Below are 22,551 nucleotides of genomic sequence, written 5' to 3'. Positions count from 1 at the left end.
ATTGATTTTGGTTGTTTTAAGTCGATCCAACCGTTTGTTCGTTGCCGCGATGGCTCGCAAAAAGAAATTTAGGTCAGCTGTAACGTCCTGCCAGGTCGTCACTCTAGAACTATGTCCGACAGAACATTGCGTTCGGCCGGTCTCCCCCTGAAATGACCGAGGATAAGAAAATGACCATCAAAACCGTTGCTGCCGGTGCTGCACTTGCGCTTGCCGCTGCCACCCTGTTCGCCGGTGTTGTCACTCAGGTGTCGGCTGCCGATGCTCAGGTGCATTGTTATGGCGTCAACTCCTGCAAAGGTCAGAACGACTGCAAAACCAAGGATCATGCCTGCAAAGGGATGGGCGCTTGCAAAGGGCAGGGCTTCAAGGCCATGACCCAGAGCGAATGCACCAAGGCCGGTGGAAAGGTCGGCGAGTAACTGCTTGCCTCCGGGGCTGTGTCGCCACCGCCCCGGGGTTTGGCCAGGGAGCCCATGATGCGTGTATCCGATACTTCTCTGGGATTTGGCCTGGGTTTGCGCAGCGCCTACTACCAGGAAATCCTTGCGCAACAGCCGGTTGTAGACTGGTTCGAGATCATTAGCGAAAACTATCTGGTTGACGGCGGCAAGGCGCTTTATTACCTGGACGCCATCGCCGAGCGTTATCCGGTGGTCATGCACGGGGTGTCGCTGTCCATCGGCGGCCCCCATGCGCTCGATCCGGACTACCTCAGGCAAATTAAACGCCTGGCGGCACGGGTCAATCCGGCCTGGATTTCCGATCACCTGTGCTGGAGCCGTGGCAGCGCGCACCAATTGCATGACCTGTTGCCATTGCCCTATACCGAGGAAAGCCTGCAGTACGTCGCCGGACGCGTCCGACAGGTACAGGACGTGCTGCAACGTCCATTGGTGCTGGAAAATGTCTCAAGCTATGTGCGTTCGGCCCGGGATGATTACAGTGAGTGCCAATTCCTGCGGGCCTTGAGCGAGGACAGCGGTTGCGAGCTGCTGCTGGATATCAATAACGTCTATGTCAGCTCGCGCAATCACGGCTTCGATGCCTGGGCCTTTATCGAGACATTGGCGCCGCAGACCATCCGCCAGCTGCATCTGGCCGGCCACAGCGACTATGGCGACTACGTAATCGATACCCATGACCATCCCGTCAGTGATCCGGTGTGGGCGCTGTATCAACGTACGCTCGAGCATCTGGGACCGGTGGCGACGCTGCTCGAACGCGACGACCATTTTCCGCCTCTGGGCGAGCTGCTCGACGAGCTGAACATCGCGCGTACCCTGGCTGACGAGGTGTTGGCACGGAGGTCGGCATGCGGCTGATCGACTGGCAACTGGCGTTTGAAGACTATCTGCGCGGCAGCGCCGATGGCGCCAGTGCGGTGCTGCACGACAGCCTACGGGGTGGGCCGAGCCTGAATGTCGCCAATGGTTTGGCCATCTACCGCAACGCCTATTCGGCCCGTTTGCGCGAAGTACTGCGCGCGGACTTCCCGGCGCTCCGCAACTGGCTGGGTGACGATGAGTTCGACGCGCTGCTTGATGCCTACATCCAGCACTATCCCTCGGTGCATTTCAGCCTGCGTTGGCTGGGGACGAACTTGGAAAGGTTTATCCGTCAGCATCTGGTTACCGCACAGAGTGCGCCGCTGGCCGAGCTGGCGCGGCTGGAATGGGCCTTTACTCTGGCTTTCGATGCCGCGGACGCTGATCTGCTGAACCTGCAACGCATGGCCGCCCTGAGCCCCGAGCAGTGGCCGCTGTTGCGGGTGGCCCTGGCGCCTTCGGTGCAATGGTTGAGCTGTCATTTCAATAGCCTGGCGCTCTGGCGTGCGGCCAAGGGGGAACTGGCCTTTCCCGTCAGCCAGCGACTGGAGCAGCCCGAAGTCTGCCTGGTCTGGCGTCGGGAGCTGCTCTGTCATTACCGCAGCCTGTCCGCTCAGGAGGCGTGGGCGCTCGCTGGTATGGCCCTTGAGAACTGGACCTTTGCCGCGCTGTGCGCACAGCTGGCGGACGAGCTTGTCGAGGGCGCGCCGCTGCAGGCGGTGACTTGGCTCAAGGGCTGGATCGAGGAAGGTTTACTACAGCTCATTGATCCATAGGTCTCCGCTATTAGACCGATAGCCTGCCGGCGCCGACAGATGTACTACCCTCAATTCAGACTTCTGAAACCAAGGGGGGATTACTGATGCTCGCGCAACTTCCACCGGCCCTACAGAACCTGCACCTTCCATTGCGCTTGCGACTCTGGGATGGCCATGAGTTCAACCTCGGCCCTTCTCCCAGTGTCACGATTGTGGTGAAGGATCCGCAACTGGTGACTCAGTTCACTCATCCCAGCCTCGATCTTCTGGGGAGTGCGTTTGTCGAAGGGCGATTGGAGCTTGAAGGGCCGATCAGCGAAGTGGTGCGAGTCTGCGATGAAATGAGCCAGGCGCTGCTCGAAGACGAGGGTGAAAACCTTCCTGTGCGTGCGGAGCATGACAAGGCGGCCGATGCTGCGGCCATTGCCTATCATTACGACCTGTCCAATACCTTCTACCAGCTGTGGCTCGACCAGGAGATGGTGTATTCCTGCGCGTACTTCGAGACGGGCGGTGAAACCCTGGAGCAGGCCCAGCAGGCCAAGTTCCGCCATCTGTGTCGCAAGCTGCGCTTGCAGCCTGGTGAATACCTGCTCGACGTCGGTTGCGGCTGGGGTGGGCTGGCGCGTTATGCGGCACGAGAGTTCGGTGTGAAGGTCTTCGGGATTACGCTGAGTGAGCAACAACTGGTGCTGGCGCGCGAACGGGTCAAGGCGCAAGGGCTCGACGGCCAGGTTGAACTGCAGTTGCTCGACTACCGTGACCTGCCCCAGGACGGGCGCTTCGACAAGGTGGTCAGCGTTGGCATGTTCGAGCATGTCGGCCACGCCAATTTACCGGTTTACTGCCAGCGACTGTTCGGCGCGGTGCGCGAGGGCGGTCTGGTGATGAATCACGGGATTACTGCCAAGCACACCGATGGCCGTCCAGTCGGGCGCGGGGCCGGTGACTTTATCGAGCGCTATGTGTTTCCCAATGGCGAACTGCCCCATCTGTCGATGATCAGTGCCCAGATCAGCGAGGTCGGGTTGGAAGTCGTCGATGTCGAAAGCCTGCGGCTGCATTACGCGCGTACGCTGGATTTCTGGAGCGAGCGCCTGGAAGACAATCTACAGGCCGCGGCCAAGTTGGTGCCCGAGCAGGCCCTGCGCATCTGGCGGCTGTACCTGGCTGGCTGCGCTTATGCCTTTGCCAAGGGGTGGATCAATCTGCACCAGATACTCGCGGTCAAACCCCATGCCGACGGCAGCCACGAGTTGCCCTGGACCCGCGACGATCTGTACCGCGACTGACTCGCTAGAGAATCGGCGAGATCAGCCGGGCGATGCGCATGCCCAGTTTTTGCAGGCGGTGTGTCTCCTGGCTGTCTTCCTTGGTCACCACCCGGGCCAGGGCAAAGTCGGCTTCGAGCATGGCGGCGACCTGGCCGGCAAAGGCCTCGTCGACGGTCAGTAGCATCAGCTCGAAATTCAGCCGGAAGGACCGATTGTCCAAATTGGCGCTGCCGATGGCCGTGATGGCCTCATCGACCAGCACCACCTTCTGGTGCAGGAAGCCTGGTTTGTAGCGCAACACCTTGACCCCAGCTCGCACGGCCTCGAAGGCATACAGGCTGGAGGCGGCATAGACGATCCGGTGATCGGCCCGGGCGGGCAGCAGAATGCGCACATCGACGCCGCGCAGCACCGCCAGGCGCAGTGCGGCGAACACGGCCTCGTCAGGGATGAAGTAAGGCGTTGTGATCCAGACGCGGTGGGTGGCTGCATGGATGGCTTCGACAAAGAACAGCGAGCAGGTTTCGAACGGATCTGCCGGCCCACTCGCGAGCAACTGGCAGAGCACTCCATCATCGGGGTAGGACTGCGGCAGGATCAGCGGCGGCAGGTTACGTGCGGCCCAGAACCAGTCTTCGGCGAACGACTCCTGCAGGCACGCAACTACCGGGCCACTGACCTCGACATGGGTATCGCGCCAGGGCGACAGCGGTGGCTTCTCCCCAAGGTATTCGTCGCCGACGTTGTGTCCGCCCAGAAACCCGCGCACCCCGTCGACCACCACCACTTTGCGGTGGTTGCGAAAGTTCACCTGGAAGCGGTTGATCCAGCCGCCATGGGTGGCAAAGGCATTGACCTGTACCCCGGCCTTGCGCAGTACATCGACATAGGTCGTCGACAGGGCATGGCTACCGATACTGTCGTAGAGCAGATAAACCTGCACGCCCTCGGCGGCCTTGCGTATCAACAGTTGTTGCAGGCGGCGGCCAAGCTTGTCGTCATGGACGATAAAGAACTGCACCAGCACGGCTTCACGGGCCTGCTCGATGGCCTGGAAAATGGCCGAAAAGGTGGCCTCGCCATTAATCAGCAGTCGGACCCGGTTGTTGGCCAGGCAGGGCATGCGGCCCAGCTTGGGCATGGCCCGCAGTGCGGCGTAGGCCTGGGAGTTGCGCGCGCTGAGCGCTTCTTCTACCCAGGGGCGCCAGTCGAGGGCGGTAATGGCAGTGTGCATTTCCAGGTTGGCCTGGCGCCGTGCCTGGATATAGGCATCAAACGTGCTGCGGCCGAAGATGAGGTAGGGGATCAGGGTCAGGTAGGGAATAAAGACCAGTGACAAGGCCCAGGCGATCGAGCCCTGGGCGGTGCGCACGGTCAGCACGGCATGGATGGCCGCGAGCGTGCCGAGAAAGTGGATCAGTGCAATCAGATAGCCAAAAAAGTGCGGGCCGAAGTAGTCCATGGGGCAGCCTTACTCCTGAGTCTTCAGTGCCTAACAGACCATGTTCGGGGGCGGATGTCGCTATTTAATTGTGCGTGCAACACAAAGGCTATTCTGGCGTCTATATCGGACAACTTTGAATTCATCACAGGAAGAAGGGCGGCCGCATGAAAAGTCACGGGATAAAGGTTCGTCTGTTGGGTGCCGCTTTTTGCCTGGTGTTGGCGCCATGGGCTCAGGCGCAGATGTTGCAGCCTGGGCTCTGGGAGTTGACCTCAAGCAATATGCAGGTCGATGGCCAGGCACTGCCGGATCTGCAATTGATGCTGGGCGCCTTGCAGCAAAACATCACGCCGGAGCAGCGGGCGATGCTGCAAAAGCAGGGGCTCAATATTGGTGGGCAGGGTGTACGCGTGTGCCTGACGCCCGAGCAGGTGAAGTCCGACTCGATCCCGCTGACCGACCCGCAATCCGGCTGTAGCCAGCAGATCACCGAGCGCAACGGCGCGCAGTGGCGGTTTCGCTTCAGTTGCCCGAAAGCCCAGGGTGCGGGCGTTGCGCATTTCGCCAGTGACCGCGAGTTCACCACCCAGGTCAGTGGCACGTTCAATGCTACGGGTATCCAGCAAAAGGGCAGCATGGACACTCGGGCGGTTTGGCTGGGCCAGGATTGCGGCACGGTCAAACCTCGGACCTAAGCGGCCAGCTTCAGGTTTTTAGCGGCTCGCTGGTAGCTTGCCGCTGGATGCCAACTCCGCCAGGCGTACACGGCCTTCGTTCGTGCCGTCTCGGCGGCGCAGGCTGACCTCGCCGGCGGCCATTTCCTGGTCGCCAACCACCAACAGGTACGGCACTTTTTGCAGGCTGTGTTCGCGAATCTTGTAGCCGATCTTTTCATTGCGCACGTCTGCGCTGATACGCCAGCCCTGGGTCCTCAGGGTCTGGGCCACCTGCTGGGCGTAGGCCGTCTGGTGCTCGCTGATGGTCAGCACCACCGCTTGTAGGGGCGCGAGCCATAGTGGCAGGGCGCCGCTGTAATGCTCCAGCAGAATGCCGATAAACCGCTCCAGAGATCCGAACAGCGCCCGGTGCAACATGACCGGTCGCGCGCGTTGGCCGTGTTCGTCGGTGTAGCCAAGGTCGAATCGCTCCGGCAGGTTGAGGTCGACTTGCAGGGTGCCGCATTGCCAGTCGCGACCGATGGCATCGCGCAACACGAATTCCAGCTTGGGGCCGTAGAAGGCACCCTCGCCGGGGTTGAGTTGGAACTCGATCGCCATTTGGTCCAGGGCCCCGCTCAGGGCTCCTTCGAGCTGGTCCCAGGTGTCATCGCTGCCAATCCGGTTGGGCGGGCGGGTCGAGAGTTTCACGGTGATGTCCTCGAAGCCGAACTCCCGGTAGATCTCGAAGACCAGCGCGATGGTCCGGGCGCACTCGTCCTGCATCTGCGCAGGTGTGCAGAAAATATGCGCGTCGTCCTGCGTGAAGTGCCGGACCCGCAGTAGCCCGTGCAACGCTCCGGAGGGTTCATAACGATGGACCTTGCCGAATTCGGCCAGGCGCAGCGGCAGGTCGCGGTAGCTTTTGCGCCCATGGGCGAAAATCGAGACGGCACCAGGGCAGTTCATCGGCTTGAGGGCAAAGACCCGTTGGTCCTCGGTCGCGGTGGTGAACATATGGTCGCGGTAGTTCTGCCAGTGCCCGGAGATTTCCCACAATCCCCGGTCCATCACATCCGGGGTGTTGACCTCACTGTAGCCGGCGGCTTCCTGACGCTGGCGCATATAGCCGATCAGGCCCTGGAACAGGGTCCAGCCCTTGGCGTGCCAAAACACTGATCCCGGCGCACATTCGTCGAAATGGAACAGGTCCAGCTGTGTACCCAACTTGCGATGGTCGCGTTTACCGGCTTCCTCAAGGCGTAGCAGGTAGGCCTTGAGGTCGTTCAGGGTGGCCCAACAGGTGCCATAGATGCGTTGCAAAGGCGCGTTGTTGGCGTTGCCGCGCCAATAGGCGCCGGCAACCTTGGTCAGCCGAAACGCCTGGAGGATGCCTGTCGAGGGAATATGGGGCCCACGGCACAGGTCTTCGAAATCTCCCTGGCGATACAGCGAAATGGTTGCCCCTGCCGGCAGGTCGCGAATCAGTTCAACCTTGTACGACTCGCCCAGCGCGGTGAAGTACTCGAGCGCTTCTTCGCGGGCGAGTTCACGGCGACGCACCGAATGATTGGTCGCCGCCAGGCTGTGCATGCGGGTTTCAATCAGCTCCAGGTCCTTGGGAGTGAAGGGCCGCTCATAAGCGAAGTCATAGTAAAAGCCATCTTCGATAACCGGCCCCAGGGTGAGCTGTGCGCCCGGGTAGATCTGCTTGACCGCCATCGCCAGCAGATGGGCACAGGAGTGGCGCAGGATCTCCAGGCCTTCGGGATCGCGCGGGGTGATGATGCTGACCCGGGCGTCCCGCTCGAGCATAAAGGTGCAGTCGACAACCTGGCCGTCGACTCGGCCGCCGACCGTAGCACGGGCCAGGCCGGCGCCGATGCTGGCAGCCAGTTCATGGACGGTAAGCGGCTGGTCGTACTCGCGCAACGTGCCATCGGGCAGGGTGATGCGGATCATCGAAACATTTTCCTTGGGGCGCGAGGGAGTATTGGAAGTCAGCGCATAAAGCGCATGGGCAGGCCCTGGCAGTCACGACGGATTTGCCCGGCATGCCAGGCCAGTTGGCCGGAAACCACTGTGCTGGTAACACGATGGCGAAAGTGCGCATGCATGAAAGGAGTCCAGCCGCACTGGCTGAGCACCGGCTGTAATGACACCGCTTGTGGTTGCGCCAGGCGTTCGATCAGGACCAGGTCGGCCCAGTAGCCCTCACGCAGATAACCGCGCTCGGCAATCGCGAACAAATCCGCGACGCGATGGCTGGTTTTCGCGACCAGGGTGGTCATCGGCAAGACGCCATCGGCGACCAGTTCGAGCAAGGCAGGCAAGGCTTGCTGAACCAGCGGTAGCCCGGCAGGTGCCTGCTCGTAGGGTTGCTGCTTTTCGTCCCAGGTATGGGGCGCATGATCGGACCCGATCACATCCAGGCGATTGCCGAGCAAGGCCAGACGCAGGGCGGCCTGGTCCTGCTGGCTTTTGATTGCCGGGTTGCATTTGATCAGGTTGCCGAGCCGCGCGTAATCACGATCATCGAAGAGCAGATGATGCAGGCAGACTTCGGCGCTGATGTGCTTTTCGCTCAGGGGTTTGTCTTCGAACAGGGCTAGCTCGCGGGCGGTGCTCACGTGCAAGACATGCAAGCGGGTGCCGTGGCGGCGTGCGAGTTCCACGGCCAGTGACGAGGATCGATAGCAGGCCTGTGCATCGCGAATCAGGGGATGTGCGCCGGGTGGGAAGTCGTTGCCAAAGGCACTGCGCAGGCTTTGCTCATTGGCCAGGATGCTGGGCGTGTGTTCACAGTGGGCCAGCAACAAGGTCGGGACTTCGGCGAACAGGCGCTCAAGGACGTGCGGGTCATCCACCAGCATCTGGCCGGTAGATGCCCCCATAAACACTTTTACCCCCGCCACCTGGCAGGGATCGAGCGCTGCGACGGTGTCGAGGTTGTCGTTGCTGACGCCAAAATGGAACCCGTAGTTGGCCACCGAGTACAGAGCCGCACGCCGCTGCTTGTCGGCCAGCGCCGCGAGCGTCAGGGTCGCGGGCCGGGTGTTGGGCATGTCCATGTAACTGGTGATGCCTCCAGCCACGGCAGCGCGCGATTCGCTATGGAAGGTGCCTTTGTGGGGCGCTCCGGGTTCGCGAAAGTGCACCTGGTCATCAATCATGCCCGGCAGCAGCGATTGCCCCTGGGCATCGATTTCGACCTGGGCATGAGGTGCGCATATCTGGCTGGCAATCTGTTCTATTCGCCCATGGGCCACTAGCAGGTCGGCGTCGAACTCGCGGCCTTCATTGACCAACCGGGCATTGCGGATAAGGATTGTCGACATGCCTAGAACTCGTTCTGCAGGGCTTTGTAGCCGCGCACCAGATCGACATTGGTGCGCGCCACATCTTCGGAAAACTCCGAGGCGCGGACACTGACCGGTGGGAACTGGCTGAGGTCGGTGTTGGGGCCGATGCGGGTCGTGGAGGGCACATAGAAGTCGGCGGGCAGGTCGCGGCCGTCCACGACCGAGTTGTGGCGGACCACGCTGCCGGCGCCGATCGTGCAGTTGAACAGCACACTGTTAAAGCCGATAAAGGCGCGGTCGCCGACGGTGCATGGGCCGTGAACGATTGAGCGGTGGGCGATGGACGTGAACTCGCCGATGGTCACCGCAGCGCCAGACTTGGAGTGGATCACCACGCCGTCCTGGATGTTCGAGTTGGCCCCAATGGTGATCGGGTCCATCCCGCCACTGGCATCGACTTCGTCGGCGCGGATGACGGCGTAGGGGCCGACAAATACATTTTCACCAATGACCACCTTGCCGCAAATGATCGCGGTTTTATCCACGTAGGCGGATTCGGCAATGATCGGTAGATCGCCGGAGGGATTCTTGCGGATCATTGCCCCGACTCCCAGTTCCAGCGGCTTTCGGCCACGGCATCGTGGGCATGCAGGCTTTCGGCGTGGACGACCTGCAAGCGGAAGGCGCTCACGTCGCTGCGCTCGCGGAACGCTTGATGCAAGCGGCGGGCGGCATCCTCGCAAAACATCAGGTTCTGGCCGTTGGCCAAGGCAAAGGCTTGTTCGTCGGCGCGCTTTACCGCCGTTTGTACGGCAGTGCCCAGTGCGGTTTCGGCGCTGTCGATCAGGCTTTTCAAGGGCAGCCACGGAGTATTACTGCGCAACCGCAGCCTCAGTCGAGCGACGCTGCGTTGACTATGGGGTGTTGCAACAATGCCGTTTGCACTGCCCAACCAGGACAGGACGTCTGCGTGCTGGAGTGGTTGGTTGGCGAAGTCGTCGATAAATTGCTGCTGAATCAACTGCCGGGCGAGCGCAGCGGAGCACGGGCACGTCGATGAATAGAGCACATCGATTTTTAGTTCCACGTGGAACATTGCGTTTTCCAGTCGCGCTTCGAGCACCAGTGGATAGGTTTTCCAGCCGGAAAGTGGGCTGACCAAGGCCGGCCGCTTGAGCAAAAGGTCGGTATGAATGTGCAAGAAAGCGCTGTTGGAAAGGCCCTCATGGCTGTCGAGAAAACGCTGCAATACATGCCGTAACAAGGCTGGAGTGAGATTTTCCTGCTGAAAATCTTCCAGCGCCAGATACAGACGTGACATATGGATGCCGCGCGCTTCGCCGTCATCGAGGCTGACACCGGCATCGGCTCTCGCACTCAGGCGTTGATCGTCTATTTGGATGGGCAGGGCGACGCCACGCATCCCAACCCAATCCAGGGGCAAGGCCTGCCTGGCGGTTTGGGCGGCAATATCCGGCAGAGTCAGCGCATTCATGAGCGGGTCCATCGTCGGAAGAAAAGTTAATGTTATATTATAACAATAAGCTCGAAAAAGCTTTTTTCAATCCGAACTGTTCCCGGCCGGTGGAAGACCTTATGCACAGACGTCAATTGCTCAACTGGCTGCTGGCCAGTGCTTCCCTTGCGTTACCGTTTTCCGTGATGGCGACGCAGATCCATCACGCCCGGCTTTCTCATTCGCCCGACAAGCTGCGCCTGGTGTTCGAACTCAGTGGTGCCGTGCAGTACAAGACCTTTGCGCTCAGTGCGCCCGAACGGGTGATCGTCGATATCCAGGGCGCGCGGCTGACTACCGACTTCAACCATCTGGCGTTGGCCGGCACGCCAGTTCGGGCCATTCGTAGCGGGCCGCTGGGCGGCGGCGAGGGGCGTCGGATCGTTCTGGACCTGCAGAAGCCGATGCGCCTGGAGAGCTTTCTTCTGCCGCCGGGCAACGGCCAGGGCCATCGTCTGGTACTCGATCTATTGCCACCGACGACGGCACTGATCGCGTCGCCGGACACATTGGCAAGGCCCCAGGGCCAAGGGGTTGGGCGCGACATTATCGTCGTGGTCGATCCGGGTCATGGTGGCAAGGATCCGGGGGCGGTCGGTGCGCGTGGCGAGCGGGAAAAGGATGTCGTGCTGGCTATTGGGCAACTGCTGGCCAAACGGCTCAAACGTGAGAAGGGCTTTGATGTGCGCCTGGTGCGCAACGCCGATGTCTTTGTGCCGCTGCGTAAACGGGTGGACGTGGCCCGGCAGCACAAAGCCGATATGTTTATCTCGATCCATGCCGATGCGGCGCCGCGGCTGACGGCCTCGGGCGCTTCGGTTTATGCGTTGTCCGAAGGCGGCGCGACCTCGACCACTGCGCGCTTCATGGCCCAGCGCGAAAATGGTGCAGACCTGTTGGGGGCTACGAGCTTGCTGAATCTCAAGGACAAGGACCCGATGCTCGCCGGGGTGATCCTGGATATGTCGATGAACGCGACCATCGCCGCCAGCCTGCAACTGGGCCATCAGGTGCTCGATAGCCTGGCGGGTATCACCACGTTGCATCAAAAACGCGTGGAACAGGCAGGTTTTGCGGTGCTCAAGTCGCCGGACGTGCCGTCGATCCTGGTTGAAACCGGGTTTATCTCCAATGCCCGCGATCGCCAGCGGCTGGTCACCGCCCGTCATCAGCAAGCGGTGGCCGAGGGTTTGTTTAGTGGCCTGCAGCGCTACTTTCGCGCTAACCCGCCGGCAGGCAGCTACCTGGCGTGGCAGCAGGCGCGAACCTCAGGGCAGGTTTAGCAGCCAACGAGGCGGTTGCAGGTGAAACGACCGGCTCCGCCGCTGGAGCTGGAGAATCGATTGAGGGTGGTCCAGCCCACCTTGCGGCTGTAGCCGACCCAGGCTTCGCCGTCCGATGCCAGCCCGGTAAAGAAGGTGAGGTTGCCATAGCGGCTGCTGACCTGGCTCCAGCGTCGCTTGTCGCGGACTTCGTAGCCGCGCAGGTAGATCGTCGTGCCGAGTGCGGCGACGCTATAGCTATTACCCAGATTGTCCCGGCAGGCCAGCAATGTCGCGCTGCGGGTGCAGTCGGCCGGGGTGACGGAAATCTGGCTATGGGCCGGTGTGGCCGCGAGACAGAGCCCGAACAGGGCACATCTGAAGATCACATTCATCGTTGTTTCCTGGGCGAGGGCCGCAGCGTTGCGCGCTTTGTCGGGTCGCGCAAGAGAGGGTTGGTATTATTGCGTTGTTATAATATAACATAATCTAAAGCCCAGCCTGTGATTGCCATGACCGAACAAGAACTGCTCGCCCAACCGAGCGCAGCCTATATGGATGAAACCCAGCAGGGATTTTTCCGCGAGCTGCTGCTGGACCAGCGTCACGCGTTGCAACAGCGCATCGGTGAAGAGTTCGAGCAGTTGCGCGAACACGAACCGAGCAGCGATCCGGCCGATGTGGGCAGCGCCGAAGAGCAGCGCCAGTGGCAACTGCGCCTGCTGGAGCGGGAGAAGAGGTTGCTCGACAAGATCGATGAAGCCCTCGAACACCTGGCCCGTGGCGAATATGGCTGGTGCCGTGAAACGGGCGAGCCCATTGGGCTGAAACGCCTGCTGCTGCGGCCCACCGCCACCTTGAGTATCGAAGCCAAAGAGCGTGAAGAGTGGCGCGAGCGGCACCAGCGCACGCTCTGAACCGCCGTCCCTGATGAGGAATACCCCATGCCCCAGCGCCTCCCTGTAACTGTGTTGTCCGGCTTTCTTGGGGCCGGAAAAAGCACCCTGCTCAATTATGTCCTGCGCAACCGCGAGCACCTGCGGGTGGCGGTGATCGTCAACGATATGAGCGAAATCAATATCGATGGCAGCGAAGTTCAGCGCGATGTCAGCCTCAACCGCGCTGAGGAAAAGCTGGTCGAGATGAGCAATGGCTGCATCTGCTGCACGCTGCGCGAAGATTTGCTGGAGGAAGTCGGCAAGCTGGCCCGGGAGGGCCGCTTCGATTACCTGCTGATTGAGTCCACCGGTATTTCCGAACCACTGCCGGTGGCCGAAACCTTCACCTTTCGCGGTGAAGACGGGCAGAGCCTGGCGGATCTTGCGCGGCTCGACACCATGGTGACGGTGGTCGATGGCCTGAATTTCCTGCGCGACTATCAGGCTGCCGAAAGCCTGGCGTCCCGGGGTGAAACCCTGGGCGAAGAAGACGAGCGCTCGATCACCGATTTGTTGATCGAGCAGGTCGAATTTGCCGATGTGATTCTGCTCAGCAAGATCGATTTGATCAGCAGCAGTGAGCGCGCCGAGCTGACCGCCATTCTCGAACGGCTCAATGCCCAAGCGCGGATTATCCCGATGGTGATGGGCGAGGTCGCGCTAGCGGAGATCCTCAATACGGGCCGTTTCGATTTTGAACGGGCGGCCCAGGCTCCGGGCTGGCTACAGGAGTTGCGCGGTGAACATGTGCCCGAAACCGAGGCGTACGGGATTGCCTCCACGGCCTACCGGGCGCGGCGTCCCTTTCATCCCCAGCGCTTCTACGACTTTATCGATCGGCCCTGGACCAACGGCAAACTGCTGCGCTCCAAGGGTTTCTTCTGGCTGGCGAGCAAGTATCAGGAAGCGGGCAGTTGGTCTCAGGCCGGCGGCCTGATGCGCCATGGTTTTGCTGGGCGCTGGTGGCGCTTTGTACCGCGCGAACATTGGCCGCAGGACCAGGAAAGTACCGCTGCCATCCTGGAGCATTGGACGAGCGACACCGGTGATTGCCGCCAGGAACTGGTGTTTATCGGGCAAAACATCGACTTTACGCTTCTTCGCGCCCAGCTCGATGAGTGCCTGCTTGACGATGCCGAGATGGCGAGCGGCATTGAGGGGTGGCGCCTGTTGAGCGATCCTTTCGGACCCTGGCATGACGAGGTGGCCGCCTGATGCTGGCGCCGCGCGTACAGCCGTCGGGGGGCGTTTACCAGGTGCACGGAGAAAGCCCCCAGGTGTTGGCCCGGATCCTGGAAGACGGGGTCAATCTGGCGGTCTGGCAGCGCCGCTTGCCGGTGCATATCGCCGAGTTTGCTCAGTTAGTGCTGGCCTTGAATCAACCGCTGGCAGAGTCGATCACCTTAGAGATGCCGACCGAGGATTCGGTGCCGAACCTGCAGGGGCTGGCGGTAGGCTTTAGTGACTTGGAGGGGTATGCCGGCTTTATCGCCGAGCTTTCCTGGCTGGTCAGTGCCTATGCCTGTTTACTGGGCGCGCAGCGCATTGGTTTGCGCTTGCGGGTGCTGGATAAGGCCATGTGCCCGCGTTTTCACGTCGATCATGTGCCCGTGCGGCTGATCAGTACGTTCGCCGGTGCCGGTTGCCAGTGGCTGGCAGAAGAGGTCATGGACCGGCGGCAATTGGGCAATCCGGCGGCCGAACCGCTCGATCCGACCTTGATCCAGCAGATTGGCTGTGGCGAGGTGGCGTTGCTCAAGGGAGAGCGATGGCGGGGCAATGAAGGCCAGGGCTTGGTGCATCGCTCGCCAGCGCTGGGGGCGGGTGAGCGGCGTTTGATCCTGACCCTCGACTGGCTGGCCTGAGTGCGTCAGGGGGCCTGCCAATGGCCCTGGCTCTGGTTCTCGCAAAACGGCTTGAGGTAGAGCGCATCGCGCGCCACGCCGTAATAGTGAATATCCTGGCGGTAAGGCATATTGGCGACCTGGGCATCGCGGCAGATGCCGAAAGAGCCGCCGGGACACTGTTCGACATACTCCACTTCAACCTTCTGTCCGGCCAGGTTCGGCTGACAAAAACCGTCGTGGAACAGTTGAGGCGGAATACTGCGGTTCTCCTGGCAGACTTTCACATCGAGCCGTTCGGCCTGACTATGCACCACGCAGGCCTGGGCCAGGACCGGATCCGCCCCCAGGAGCCATAGCCACGGCAACCATCTGACTTGCATCCACCACCTCCAAGAAAACCTCGAGCATGCTGCAGAACATTCCCACCCATGTCATCGCAGGCCCGCTGGGTGCCGGCAAGACCAGCCTGATTCGCCAGCTGCTGGCACAGCGGCCCGCCGGTGAGCGCTGGGCAGTGCTGATCAACGAGTTCGGCCAGATCGGCCTGGATGCTGCGCTGCTGACCCGCGCCGGGGATGGTATCGCACTGGGGGAAGTGGCTGGCGGCTGTTTATGTTGCGTCAATGGCGCGCCGTTCCAGGTCGGCCTCGCCCGTCTACTGCGCAAGGCGCGGCCGCATCGCTTGTTTATCGAGCCGTCGGGCCTGGGCCATCCGGCGCAGATACTGGCCCAACTGCAGGTCGCGCCCTGGGCTGGGGTGCTGGCCGTGCAGCCTTGCGTCCTGGTGCTGGATGCCGCGGCACTGGCGGCCGGTAAACCGCTACCGGCGGCACAACAAGAGGCTTTGTCGGCGGCGGGTTTGCTGGTGTTGAATAAATCCGAAGGGCTGTCGCAGGCTGAACGCCAGCGTCTGGTTGCGCTGTTGCCAGCGGGAAGTGCGTTGTACTGGAGCGTCCAGGCGGCGTTGCCGTTGGCGCTATTACCAGGGGCGACGACCCATGCCGGAGCGCCTGTGGATAACCCGGCTCTGCCAGCCGGGCCGAGTCCAATGCCGATGCTCTGGAGCGATCCGCGTCAGCCGATTTGCCTCAGTCAGCAGCAGGCGCAGGGCTGGAGCATCGGTTGGCGCTGGCATCCGAGCCAGCAGTTTGATCGTGAGCGTCTCGAGCATTTCCTCGGCAAGCTCGACTGGCAGCGGGCCAAGGCTGTTATCCACAGCCCGGCTGGCTGGATCTCGACCAACGCTGTGGATAATTCGGCTTTGGAATGGCTGCCGAGCGAGTGGTCCCGGGATTCGCGGCTGGAGCTGATTTTTGCCGCAGAGCAGGATGAGCAGGCTTTACGGGCGGGCATCGCCGCCTGCTTGTGTGAAAAGCCGGGGTAGGCGCGAGCGGGCTGGTGAAGGTTTCAGGCGTATCGATTGAACGGTGTGCTGATGGTTTTTTATCGCGAGCAAGCTCGCTTCTACAGGGTTGGGCCTGAGCCTCATGAACGTTTTTTTACTGATCTTCAGCCTGCTGTTCGCCCCCGCTCTCCTGGCGGCGGATATCGAGGAAAACCCGGCCCTGGCCGAGGTCTTTGCCAAGGCCGGGGTTCAGGGCACCTTTGTGCTGTATGACGCGAGTGCCCAGCGCTTGAGCGGCTTCAACGTTCAGCGGGCCGGTACCCGCTATATCCCGGCCTCGACCTTCAAGATTGCCCATACCCTGATCGGGTTATCCACAGGCGCGGTCAGCAGCGTCGATGAAGTGTTCCCCTACGATGGCAAGCCGCTTTATCTCAAGGCGTGGGAGCACGACATGGGCCTGCGCGAGGCCATCAAAGTGTCGAATCTGTCGGTGTATCAGGCACTGGCTCGCCGCATCGGGCTGACGCGTATGCAGGACACGCTAGCGCGGCTGGACTATGGCAATGGTGAGGTGGGTGACCACGTGGACCAGTTCTGGATCGCGGGCCCGCTGAAAATCAGCGCCGTCGAGCAGGCGCGTTTTCTGGCGCGCCTAGCCTTGGGCCAATTGCCGTTGCCCGCAGCGCTCCAGGCCAGCACGCGGGAGATCAGCTTGCTAGAGCAGGGGCCAGGCTGGCGGCTCTATGGCAAGACGGGCTGGGCCGACAAGCCATCCCCGGATATCGGCTGGTGGGTCGGCTGGGTCGAGCAGGAGGGCAAGGTTTACACCTTTGCGTTGAACATCGATATGCCCGCGGGCATCGCGGACGCGCCCTTGCGTATCCCGTTGGGCAAGGCCTGCCTGCGCGCCTATGGCCTGTTGCAGGTCGATCAGTGACGGGACTTGCTGTGCTCTTCGCGCCACTGGCTTAATTCGATCACTTCGGCGCGTGGCTGTGGTGGGGTTTCGCACGGATAGGGCGCCAGTTCGATCCGGGCACTATGGGCGCCGAACTGGGTGATGGTGCCGGCATGGCGCTGCTCGCCGGTGACGGTGAATTCGAAATTGTAAATCCGTGCCAGCCGCCGCCGGCCTCGGGCGTCGCGTTCAAAGCCGATTCGGCGCAGGGCCACGTTGCCGTCGAGCAGTTCGATATCGAGCTTGGCACAGTGCTGCTTGACCCTTTCCAGCGCCCGCTCGCGCAAGCCATGGTTGTGCCATAGCCAGGCGCCGCCGGTGGCCAGCAGCATCAGCACAAAGATATTTCCCAGGGTCAGCATGTGGTCATGGCTCCAAAAATTGGCAGCAGCTTAACTGTGTGATCGGTCTGTCGTACAGGCTGCGTTTGGTCGCATACTGCGCGGCTTGAATTCATCTGTCTTTCGGAATCCGGCATGAAACGCACACCCCATTTGCTCGCCATCCAGTCCCACGTGGTTTTCGGCCATGCCGGCAACAGTGCCGCGGTGTTTCCGATGCAGCGGCTTGGGGTGAATGTCTGGCCGCTCAATACCGTGCAGTTCTCCAACCACACCCAGTATGGCCAATGGGCGGGCGAGGTGCTTGCACCACAGCAGATTCCTGCACTGGTCGAAGGGATTGCCGCCATTGGCGAGCTGGGGCAATGCGATGCCGTGCTGTCCGGCTACCTGGGCAGTGCCGCCCAGGGGCGGGCGATCCTTAGTGGCGTGGCGCGGATCAAGGCGGCCAACCCCAAGGCGCTGTATCTGTGCGACCCGGTCATGGGGCATCCGGAAAAGGGCTGCAGCGTGCCGACGGAAGTCAGTGACTTCCTGCTCCAGGAAGCCGTGGCGGTGGCCGATATCCTCTGTCCCAACCAACTGGAACTGGATAGCTTTGCCGGGCGTCAGCCGCAGTCGCTGTTCGACTGCCTGGGCATGGCCCGCGCGTTGCTGGCCCGTGGGCCGAAAGCGGTGCTGGTCAAGCACCTGGCGTATCCCGGCAAGCCGGCGGACGGTTTTGAAATGCTGCTGGTGACCGCCGAAGGCAGTTGGCACCTGCGCCGGCCTTTATTGGCCTTCCCGCGCCAGCCGGTGGGCGTTGGCGACCTGACGTCCGGGTTGTTCCTGGCCCGCATTCTGTTGGGTGACAGTCTGCTGGCGGCTTTCGAATTCGCCGCAGCGGCCGTGCACGAAGTGCTGCTGGAAACCCAGGCCTGCGCCAGCTACGAGCTGGAACTGGTGCGGGCTCAGGATCGCATTGCCCATCCGCGGGTACGCTTCGAGGCGCAGTCGATCAGCCTCTAGGCGCTCCCGCCAACGATGCGGCGTCGATCAGACGACGTCGCCCTTGAGTTCCTGGTAGCGTTTTTCCAGTTCCTGGCGAATCTGTCGGCGTTGCCGCCCCTGGACGTAACGGCGCTTGCCTTCACTGGTTTCGGGCAGCAGCGGGGGCACCGCTGCCGGTTTGCGCTGGTCGTCGACCGCGACCATGGTGAAAAAGCAGCTGTTGGTATGACGCACCGAGCGCTCGCGAATGTTTTCGGTCACTACCTTGATGCCCACCTCCATAGAGGTATTGCCGGTGTAGTTGACCGACGCCAGGAAAGTCACCAGTTCGCCGACATGAATGGGCTCGCGAAAAATCACCTGGTCCACCGACAGGGTCACCACATATTGCCCGGCATAGCGGCTGGCGCAGGCATAGGCGACTTCATCGAGGTACTTGAGCAGGGTGCCGCCGTGGACATTGCCTGAGAAATTGGCCATGTCGGGAGTCATCAGCACGGTCATCGACAGCTGGGCATTTCCGGGTTCCATAACACGCTCACGGTTGTGTTGACGAAAAGGGACCACGGCATCTCTGCGAATGCTCGCGGCTTTTGCAAACCATCGATAACGGGACGCCGGGCCTGCCTGTGCCGTCACGCCATACGGATCTGTTTCTACATATTGCGCCGGCTTTTTGCCAGAAGTCGCAGTGTTAATCTTCAGAAAGCCATGCCATAGATAATCTCACCGCCAAAGCAGACCTTGCTGACATGCGAAATCGACCTTCGCTGTAGTCCGTGTGATGCGAAAAAACAGGGAGCCCCTCGCCATGCATGCCATCAGTTTTATCCAGGACCTGGCCGTGATCATGCTGGTGGCCGGCGTCGTGACCATCCTCTTCCACCGCTTCAAGCAGCCGGTGGTCCTCGGCTATATCGTTGCCGGTTTTATCATCGGCCCGCACACCCCGCCGTTCGGCCTGATTCACGATGAAGAAACGATCAAGACCCTGGCCGAGCTGGGGGTGATCTTCCTGATGTTCTGCCTGGGGCTCGAGTTCAGCCTGCGCAAGCTGTTCAAGGTGGGCGCCACGGCGTTTATCGCGGCCTTCCTGGAAATCGTGCTGATGATCTGGATCGGCTACGAAATCGGCCGCTGGTTCGACTGGAACACCATGGACTCGCTGTTCCTTGGCGCGATCCTGGCGATTTCCTCGACCACCATTATCGTCAAGGCACTGAACGACCTGAAGATGAAGAACGAGCGCTTTGCGCAGTTGATCTTCGGGGTGCTGATCGTCGAAGACATCCTGGGCATCGGCATTATCGCGCTGCTGTCGAGCATCGCGGTCAGTGGCACCGTCAGCTCCGGCGAGGTGTTTTCCACGGTCGGCAAACTCTCGCTCTTTATGATCGTTGCCCTGGTCGTGGGGATTCTGCTGGTGCCGCGCTTGCTGGCGTATGTGGCGCGGTTCGAAAGCAATGAGATGCTGCTGATCACCGTACTGGGCCTGTGCTTCGGCTTCTGCCTGCTGGTAGTCAAGCTCGAATACAGCATGGTGCTGGGGGCGTTTCTGATTGGCGCGATCATGGCCGAGTCCCGGCAACTGCTGAAGATCGAGCGACTGATCGAACCGGTGCGGGACCTGTTCAGCGCGATCTTCTTTGTCGCCATTGGCTTGATGCTCGATCCGGCCATTCTCCTGGCCTATGCCTGGCCGATTGCGGTGATTACCGTGGCGGTGGTGCTGGGCAAGATGCTTTCCTGCGGCCTTGGGGCGTTTATCGCCGGTAACGATGGCAGGACCTCGCTGCGCGTCGGCATGGGGCTGTCGCAGATCGGCGAGTTCTCTTTCATCATCGCGGCGCTGGGCATGACGCTGCAGGTGACCAGCAACTTCCTTTATCCCGTGGCCGTGGCGGTGTCGGTGATTACGACGCTGCTGACGCCTTACCTGATTCGCGGGGCCGATCCCTTGTCGCTGAAACTTGCGTCGGTCGTGCCTCAACGGGTGTCGCGAGTGTTCAGCCTGTATGGCGAATGGCTGCGTAGCATCCAGCCCCAGGGCGAGGGGGCGCTGCTGGCGGCGATGATTCGGCGGATTCTGTTGCAGGTCGGGGTCAACCTGGCGCTGGTCGTGGCGATCTTCTTCAGCGGCGGTTTTTTTGCCGCGCACATTGGTAACTATCTGCAGGACTGGATCGGTAATCCAGCTTGGCAGAAGGGGCTGATCTGGGGCGGGGCTTTGCTGTTGTCGCTGCCGTTCCTGATTGCCGCGTATCGCAAGCTCAAGGCGCTTTCGATGCTGCTGGCGGAAATGGGCGTGAAACCGGAGATGGCTGGGCGCCATACCCAGCGGGTGAGACGGGTGATCGCCGAAGTGATTCCGCTGTTGTCGCTGCTGGTGATTTTTTTGCTGTTGTCGGCCCTGTCGGCCAGTATCCTGCCGACCAACGAGTTGCTGATCCTGATCGGCGTGGTCGCGGCGGCCGTTGCCGCCGTACTGTGGCGCTGGTTTATCCGTGTGCATACACGCATGCAAGTCGCCTTGCTTGAAACCCTGGACAACCACAAGGACACGCCCGGGCACTGACCCGGGCGCGGCGCGGGGTCAGCTTTCCAGCCAGACCTCGCGAGCCCAGTGCCAGACCGACTCCCAGGTCTCTTCGGTGACGATCTCTTCTTCGCCGGACCAGAGCACCACGGTGCCGTCTTCCTCGACGCAGTAATAGTCGTCGCCGTCCTGGCAGATCGGGATCAGATCCCGGGCCACACCGGCGTCCCAGGCATTGGCCGCGACATCCGGCAGATAGGTATGGGACTGTGGGTCCATCACGGTCACGGGTTCCAGGCGGCCATAGACCACATCACTGACCGTCAGCAGAAACTCGCGAAACACGAAGGGGATGTTGATGAACAACTCCTCTTCGATCTCGACCAGATCATCTTCTTCGGGCAGTTCCAGTGGTACTGGAACGGCTTCGTTGAGCTCACGCAATTGTTCGATGACTTCTTCCACGACCCGGGTCCTCTTGCTCTATGGCGCGGTTTATAAGACGCGCTTTATACAGTAGCTCGTTACAAGTGCAATCGTGAAATGAAAAACCCCGGACGAGTCCGGGGTTTTCGGTGTTGCCAAGCGCTCTGTATCAGCCGTTCTGGCGGATACCGGCGACCAGCCATGGCTGGTTGTCGCCTTGTGGACGCTCCATGTTCCAGCTTTCGCTGAAGGCTTCGCCCTGGTCGAAGCGCGAGGACTTCGATACGCCGGTGAAGGTCAGCGTGGCGATGGTCTTGTCTGCGCGATCATCGAGGCCGTCCAGTTGCACGTTCAGGTTGTCGATGTAGGTGGACTGGAAGGCATCACCCAGCTCGGCGCGCTCGCGCTTGAGGAAGTCGAGCATCTGTGGGGTCACGAACTCCGCGATCTTGTCCATTTCGTTGGCGTCCCAGTGCTGCTGCAGGGACTGGAAGTGACTGCGCGCGGCTTCCAGGAAGCGCTCTTCGTTGAACCAGGCCGGTGCATTGATGACCGGACGGGCCACGGCTGCGGACGAGCCACCGAAGATCGAGTGCTGCGCCGCTGGCGGCTGCTCGAACACTTCACGCTGGAACGGCGCGTGGCCGGCGGGAGCCATTTGCTCCTGCTGCTTGCGGCGACGGGCGGCGATAAAGCGGAAGATCACGAAGGCGATGACCGCCATGATCAGGATGTCGAAGATCTGCATGCCCTGGAAACCACCGCCCATGAACATGGAGGCGAGCAGGCCGCCGGCGGCGATGCCGGCCAGAGGACCGAGCCAGCGCGCAGCACCGGCAGGTTTGGCCGCGGCAGCCGCGCCCGCAGCCGCAGGACCGGCGGCCGGAGTGGCAGGTGCTGCCTGGCGAGTCTGGTGGCTCGGGGCGGAGCCGAAGCTCTTGCCGCCGCCGAAGCGTTTGGCATTGGCGTCCAGGCTCATCGTCAAACCGATGCACAGCGCCAGGGCGATGCTAAGAAAACGTTGCATAAAAAGGTTCCCGTTTAGTGGAGTGCACGCGCGCCATACTGCACAGATGGCGGTGGGCTGGCTAGCGGCAGAGTGTTTCCGGTTTTTGCCTAAATATTTGTAGGAGTAGTCTTTTTCTCTGTAGTGCGCAGAAATAGTCGGCGTGAGAAATCTACAATCTAGCGCCTGAACGCCAGTAGAACGACGCCTGCGGTGATCAGGCCGATGCCGCTCCATTGGCGCAGATCGAGCTTCTCGCCCAGCAGTATCACCCCTAAAACCGCCACCAAGACCACGCTGAGTTTGTCGACCGGCGCCACCAATGACGCCGGGCCGAGCTTCAGTGCGCGGAAGTAGCAGATCCAGGAGGCGCCGGTGGCCAGCCCGGAAAGGGTCAGGAAGACATAACTGCGTGTCGAGATTGTGGCCAATGATTGATATTGGCCCGTTGCGTAGAGAATCAAGGCCAGGCTGATCAACACCACGACCGTGCGCAGCAGGGTGGCGAAGTCGGAATTGAGGTTCTCGATGCCAATCTTGCCGAAGATCGCGGTCAGTGCGGCAAACGTCGCAGAAAGCAGGGCCCAGAACGTCCATGACGAAAACACGCTAGGGCCCATG

General features: G+C 61.3%; 25 protein-coding genes. 13 read left to right on the top strand and 12 right to left on the bottom strand.

The genetic code is table 11. The features are described 5' to 3' along the window. Positions 1-170 precede the first annotated feature (170 nt). The 4 genes from NPS46_RS10775 to cfaB all read left to right on the top strand — a co-directional run bounded on the left by NPS46_RS10775 (position 171) and on the right by cfaB (position 3,378). Positions 171-422 (top strand): hypothetical protein, encoded by a 252-nt coding sequence (locus NPS46_RS10775; protein WP_274106939.1) that lies wholly within the window; start codon positions 171-173, stop codon positions 420-422. 57 nt (positions 423-479) lie between these two features. Further along, positions 480-1,325 (top strand): DUF692 domain-containing protein, encoded by an 846-nt coding sequence (locus NPS46_RS10770; RefSeq protein WP_274106937.1) that lies wholly within the window; start codon positions 480-482, stop codon positions 1,323-1,325. Then, positions 1,316-2,104 (top strand): DNA-binding domain-containing protein, encoded by a 789-nt coding sequence (locus NPS46_RS10765; protein ID WP_274106935.1) that lies wholly within the window; start codon positions 1,316-1,318, stop codon positions 2,102-2,104. Before NPS46_RS10770 ends, NPS46_RS10765 begins: the two co-directional genes overlap by 10 nt. Positions 2,105-2,190: 86 nt before the next feature. Next, positions 2,191-3,378, top strand: a complete 1,188-nt coding sequence (gene cfaB / locus NPS46_RS10760; protein ID WP_274106933.1) for a C17 cyclopropane fatty acid synthase CfaB — start codon at positions 2,191-2,193, stop codon at positions 3,376-3,378. Positions 3,379-3,382: 4 nt separating this feature from the next. Here the strand turns inward: cfaB and cls are convergent, their stop codons facing one another. Then, positions 3,383-4,822 (bottom strand): cardiolipin synthase, encoded by a 1,440-nt coding sequence (gene cls / locus NPS46_RS10755; protein WP_274106931.1) that lies wholly within the window; start codon positions 4,820-4,822, stop codon positions 3,383-3,385. Positions 4,823-4,983: 161 nt separating this feature from the next. Here cls and NPS46_RS10750 point away from each other — a divergent pair, with 161 nt between their 5' ends. Further along, the gene (locus NPS46_RS10750; RefSeq protein ID WP_274107128.1) at positions 4,984-5,499 is read left to right on the top strand and encodes a DUF3617 domain-containing protein; all 516 of its coding nucleotides are present in this window, start codon (positions 4,984-4,986) and stop codon (positions 5,497-5,499) included. 18 nt (positions 5,500-5,517) lie between these two features. On the opposite strand, the gene thrS is transcribed toward NPS46_RS10750, so the two are convergent. From thrS to folE2, 4 genes are read right to left on the bottom strand one after another with little or no spacing between them, the layout of a single operon-like run. Next, positions 5,518-7,422: a threonine--tRNA ligase gene (gene thrS / locus NPS46_RS10745; protein ID WP_274106929.1), complete on the bottom strand. Its 1,905-nt coding sequence runs from the start codon at positions 7,420-7,422 to the stop codon at positions 5,518-5,520. A 38-nt stretch (positions 7,423-7,460) separates the two neighbouring features. Further along, a complete protein-coding gene (locus NPS46_RS10740) occupies positions 7,461-8,798 on the bottom strand; it encodes a dihydroorotase (protein ID WP_274106927.1) in 1,338 nt (445 codons plus the stop codon). Between the two features lie 2 nt (positions 8,799-8,800). Then, positions 8,801-9,361 (bottom strand): carbonate dehydratase, encoded by a 561-nt coding sequence (locus NPS46_RS10735; RefSeq protein ID WP_274106925.1) that lies wholly within the window; start codon positions 9,359-9,361, stop codon positions 8,801-8,803. After that, entirely contained in the window at positions 9,358-10,257 is a 900-nt protein-coding gene (gene folE2 / locus NPS46_RS10730; RefSeq protein ID WP_274106923.1) for a GTP cyclohydrolase FolE2, read from the bottom strand. Before folE2 ends, NPS46_RS10735 begins: the two co-directional genes overlap by 4 nt. A 101-nt stretch (positions 10,258-10,358) precedes the next feature. Here folE2 and NPS46_RS10725 point away from each other — a divergent pair, with 101 nt between their 5' ends. Beyond that, on the top strand, positions 10,359-11,561 hold the full coding sequence (locus tag NPS46_RS10725; protein ID WP_274106922.1) for an N-acetylmuramoyl-L-alanine amidase: 1,203 nt from the start codon (positions 10,359-10,361) through the stop codon (positions 11,559-11,561). On the opposite strand, the gene NPS46_RS10720 is transcribed toward NPS46_RS10725, so the two are convergent. Next, entirely contained in the window at positions 11,558-11,935 is a 378-nt protein-coding gene (locus NPS46_RS10720; RefSeq protein ID WP_274106921.1) for a glutamine synthetase, read from the bottom strand. The two genes, NPS46_RS10725 and NPS46_RS10720, sit on opposite strands and share 4 nt — an antisense overlap. Before the next feature lie 117 nt (positions 11,936-12,052). Here NPS46_RS10720 and dksA point away from each other — a divergent pair, with 117 nt between their 5' ends. Genes dksA through NPS46_RS10705 form a run of 3 tightly spaced genes read left to right on the top strand, consistent with a single transcriptional unit; the run spans position 12,053 to position 14,343 of the window. Beyond that, a complete protein-coding gene (gene dksA, locus NPS46_RS10715) occupies positions 12,053-12,457 on the top strand; it encodes an RNA polymerase-binding protein DksA (RefSeq protein WP_274106919.1) in 405 nt (134 codons plus the stop codon). A 27-nt stretch (positions 12,458-12,484) separates the two neighbouring features. After that, the gene (zigA, locus tag NPS46_RS10710) at positions 12,485-13,693 is read left to right on the top strand and encodes a zinc metallochaperone GTPase ZigA (RefSeq protein WP_274106917.1); all 1,209 of its coding nucleotides are present in this window, start codon (positions 12,485-12,487) and stop codon (positions 13,691-13,693) included. Next, positions 13,693-14,343: a DUF1826 domain-containing protein gene (locus tag NPS46_RS10705; RefSeq protein WP_274106915.1), complete on the top strand. Its 651-nt coding sequence runs from the start codon at positions 13,693-13,695 to the stop codon at positions 14,341-14,343. The genes zigA and NPS46_RS10705 overlap by 1 nt, the downstream gene beginning before the upstream one ends. 5 nt (positions 14,344-14,348) lie before the next feature. Here the strand turns inward: NPS46_RS10705 and NPS46_RS10700 are convergent, their stop codons facing one another. Further along, complete coding sequence (locus tag NPS46_RS10700; protein WP_274106913.1) at positions 14,349-14,705, bottom strand: NADH:ubiquinone oxidoreductase; 357 nt, start codon at positions 14,703-14,705, stop codon at positions 14,349-14,351. A 26-nt stretch (positions 14,706-14,731) separates the two neighbouring features. Between NPS46_RS10700 and NPS46_RS10695 the strand changes: the two genes are divergently transcribed. Together NPS46_RS10695 and blaOXA are read left to right on the top strand one after the other, a co-directional pair. Next, positions 14,732-15,709, top strand: coding sequence for a CobW family GTP-binding protein (locus tag NPS46_RS10695; RefSeq protein ID WP_274106911.1), 978 nt, complete (start codon positions 14,732-14,734; stop codon positions 15,707-15,709). Positions 15,710-15,812: 103 nt separating this feature from the next. Beyond that, positions 15,813-16,610, top strand: a complete 798-nt coding sequence (gene blaOXA, locus NPS46_RS10690) for a class D beta-lactamase (protein WP_274106909.1) — start codon at positions 15,813-15,815, stop codon at positions 16,608-16,610. Here the strand turns inward: blaOXA and NPS46_RS10685 are convergent. Next, a complete protein-coding gene (locus NPS46_RS10685; protein ID WP_274106907.1) occupies positions 16,604-16,993 on the bottom strand; it encodes a DUF3301 domain-containing protein in 390 nt (129 codons plus the stop codon). The genes blaOXA and NPS46_RS10685 overlap by 7 nt on opposite strands. 114 nt (positions 16,994-17,107) lie before the next feature. Here NPS46_RS10685 and pdxY point away from each other — a divergent pair, with 114 nt between their 5' ends. Beyond that, positions 17,108-17,980 carry a pyridoxal kinase PdxY gene (pdxY, locus tag NPS46_RS10680; RefSeq protein ID WP_274106905.1) on the top strand — a complete coding sequence of 291 codons (873 nt, stop codon included), beginning with the start codon at positions 17,108-17,110 and terminating at the stop codon, positions 17,978-17,980. A 27-nt stretch (positions 17,981-18,007) separates the two neighbouring features. Here pdxY and NPS46_RS10675 read toward each other — a convergent pair whose 3' ends face one another. Next, positions 18,008-18,493: an acyl-CoA thioesterase gene (locus tag NPS46_RS10675; protein ID WP_274106904.1), complete on the bottom strand. Its 486-nt coding sequence runs from the start codon at positions 18,491-18,493 to the stop codon at positions 18,008-18,010. A 280-nt stretch (positions 18,494-18,773) separates the two neighbouring features. Here NPS46_RS10675 and NPS46_RS10670 point away from each other — a divergent pair, with 280 nt between their 5' ends. Continuing rightward, positions 18,774-20,537, top strand: coding sequence for a cation:proton antiporter (locus NPS46_RS10670; protein WP_274106903.1), 1,764 nt, complete (start codon positions 18,774-18,776; stop codon positions 20,535-20,537). 18 nt (positions 20,538-20,555) lie between these two features. Here NPS46_RS10670 and NPS46_RS10665 read toward each other — a convergent pair whose 3' ends face one another. From NPS46_RS10665 to NPS46_RS10655, 3 genes are all read right to left on the bottom strand, one after another. Further along, a complete protein-coding gene (locus NPS46_RS10665; protein WP_274106901.1) occupies positions 20,556-20,963 on the bottom strand; it encodes an SMI1/KNR4 family protein in 408 nt (135 codons plus the stop codon). A 130-nt stretch (positions 20,964-21,093) separates the two neighbouring features. Beyond that, positions 21,094-21,951: a Tim44 domain-containing protein gene (locus NPS46_RS10660; RefSeq protein WP_274106899.1), complete on the bottom strand. Its 858-nt coding sequence runs from the start codon at positions 21,949-21,951 to the stop codon at positions 21,094-21,096. Between the two features lie 158 nt (positions 21,952-22,109). Then, on the bottom strand, positions 22,110-22,550 hold the full coding sequence (locus NPS46_RS10655; RefSeq protein ID WP_274106897.1) for an EamA family transporter: 441 nt from the start codon (positions 22,548-22,550) through the stop codon (positions 22,110-22,112). Between the last annotated feature and the right edge of the window lies 1 nt (position 22,551).

The sequence above is a fragment of the Pseudomonas putida genome (assembly GCF_028682395.1).
GTDB classification, from domain to species: Bacteria; Pseudomonadota; Gammaproteobacteria; order Pseudomonadales; family Pseudomonadaceae; genus Aquipseudomonas; species Aquipseudomonas putida_AB.
This window is presented reverse-complemented; position numbering and strand designations above follow the sequence as displayed.

What these genes read in the sequence shown, in the direction of transcription:
- NPS46_RS10775 (WP_274106939.1), top strand. Translation starts at nt 171, where the DNA reads ATGACCATCAAAACCGTTGCTGCCGGTGCTGCACTTGCGCTTGCCGCT.
- NPS46_RS10735 (WP_274106925.1), bottom strand. Translation starts at nt 9,361, where the DNA reads ATGATCCGCAAGAATCCCTCCGGCGATCTACCGATCATTGCCGAATCC.
- NPS46_RS10675 (WP_274106904.1), bottom strand. Translation starts at nt 18,493, where the DNA reads ATGGAACCCGGAAATGCCCAGCTGTCGATGACCGTGCTGATGACTCCC.
- blaOXA (WP_274106909.1), top strand. Translation starts at nt 15,813, where the DNA reads ATGAACGTTTTTTTACTGATCTTCAGCCTGCTGTTCGCCCCCGCTCTC.
- NPS46_RS10695 (WP_274106911.1), top strand. Translation starts at nt 14,732, where the DNA reads ATGCTGCAGAACATTCCCACCCATGTCATCGCAGGCCCGCTGGGTGCC.
- pdxY (WP_274106905.1), top strand. Translation starts at nt 17,108, where the DNA reads ATGAAACGCACACCCCATTTGCTCGCCATCCAGTCCCACGTGGTTTTC.
- folE2 (WP_274106923.1), bottom strand. Translation starts at nt 10,257, where the DNA reads ATGAATGCGCTGACTCTGCCGGATATTGCCGCCCAAACCGCCAGGCAG.
- NPS46_RS10705 (WP_274106915.1), top strand. Translation starts at nt 13,693, where the DNA reads ATGCTGGCGCCGCGCGTACAGCCGTCGGGGGGCGTTTACCAGGTGCAC.
- NPS46_RS10685 (WP_274106907.1), bottom strand. Translation starts at nt 16,993, where the DNA reads ATGCTGACCCTGGGAAATATCTTTGTGCTGATGCTGCTGGCCACCGGC.
- NPS46_RS10770 (WP_274106937.1), top strand. Translation starts at nt 480, where the DNA reads ATGCGTGTATCCGATACTTCTCTGGGATTTGGCCTGGGTTTGCGCAGC.
- NPS46_RS10670 (WP_274106903.1), top strand. Translation starts at nt 18,774, where the DNA reads ATGCATGCCATCAGTTTTATCCAGGACCTGGCCGTGATCATGCTGGTG.
- NPS46_RS10655 (WP_274106897.1), bottom strand. Translation starts at nt 22,550, where the DNA reads ATGGGCCCTAGCGTGTTTTCGTCATGGACGTTCTGGGCCCTGCTTTCT.
- NPS46_RS10765 (WP_274106935.1), top strand. Translation starts at nt 1,316, where the DNA reads ATGCGGCTGATCGACTGGCAACTGGCGTTTGAAGACTATCTGCGCGGC.
- NPS46_RS10740 (WP_274106927.1), bottom strand. Translation starts at nt 8,798, where the DNA reads ATGTCGACAATCCTTATCCGCAATGCCCGGTTGGTCAATGAAGGCCGC.
- NPS46_RS10725 (WP_274106922.1), top strand. Translation starts at nt 10,359, where the DNA reads ATGCACAGACGTCAATTGCTCAACTGGCTGCTGGCCAGTGCTTCCCTT.
- zigA (WP_274106917.1), top strand. Translation starts at nt 12,485, where the DNA reads ATGCCCCAGCGCCTCCCTGTAACTGTGTTGTCCGGCTTTCTTGGGGCC.
- cfaB (WP_274106933.1), top strand. Translation starts at nt 2,191, where the DNA reads ATGCTCGCGCAACTTCCACCGGCCCTACAGAACCTGCACCTTCCATTG.
- cls (WP_274106931.1), bottom strand. Translation starts at nt 4,822, where the DNA reads ATGGACTACTTCGGCCCGCACTTTTTTGGCTATCTGATTGCACTGATC.
- dksA (WP_274106919.1), top strand. Translation starts at nt 12,053, where the DNA reads ATGACCGAACAAGAACTGCTCGCCCAACCGAGCGCAGCCTATATGGAT.
- NPS46_RS10700 (WP_274106913.1), bottom strand. Translation starts at nt 14,705, where the DNA reads ATGCAAGTCAGATGGTTGCCGTGGCTATGGCTCCTGGGGGCGGATCCG.
- thrS (WP_274106929.1), bottom strand. Translation starts at nt 7,422, where the DNA reads ATGATCCGCATCACCCTGCCCGATGGCACGTTGCGCGAGTACGACCAG.
- NPS46_RS10720 (WP_274106921.1), bottom strand. Translation starts at nt 11,935, where the DNA reads ATGAATGTGATCTTCAGATGTGCCCTGTTCGGGCTCTGTCTCGCGGCC.
- NPS46_RS10660 (WP_274106899.1), bottom strand. Translation starts at nt 21,951, where the DNA reads ATGCAACGTTTTCTTAGCATCGCCCTGGCGCTGTGCATCGGTTTGACG.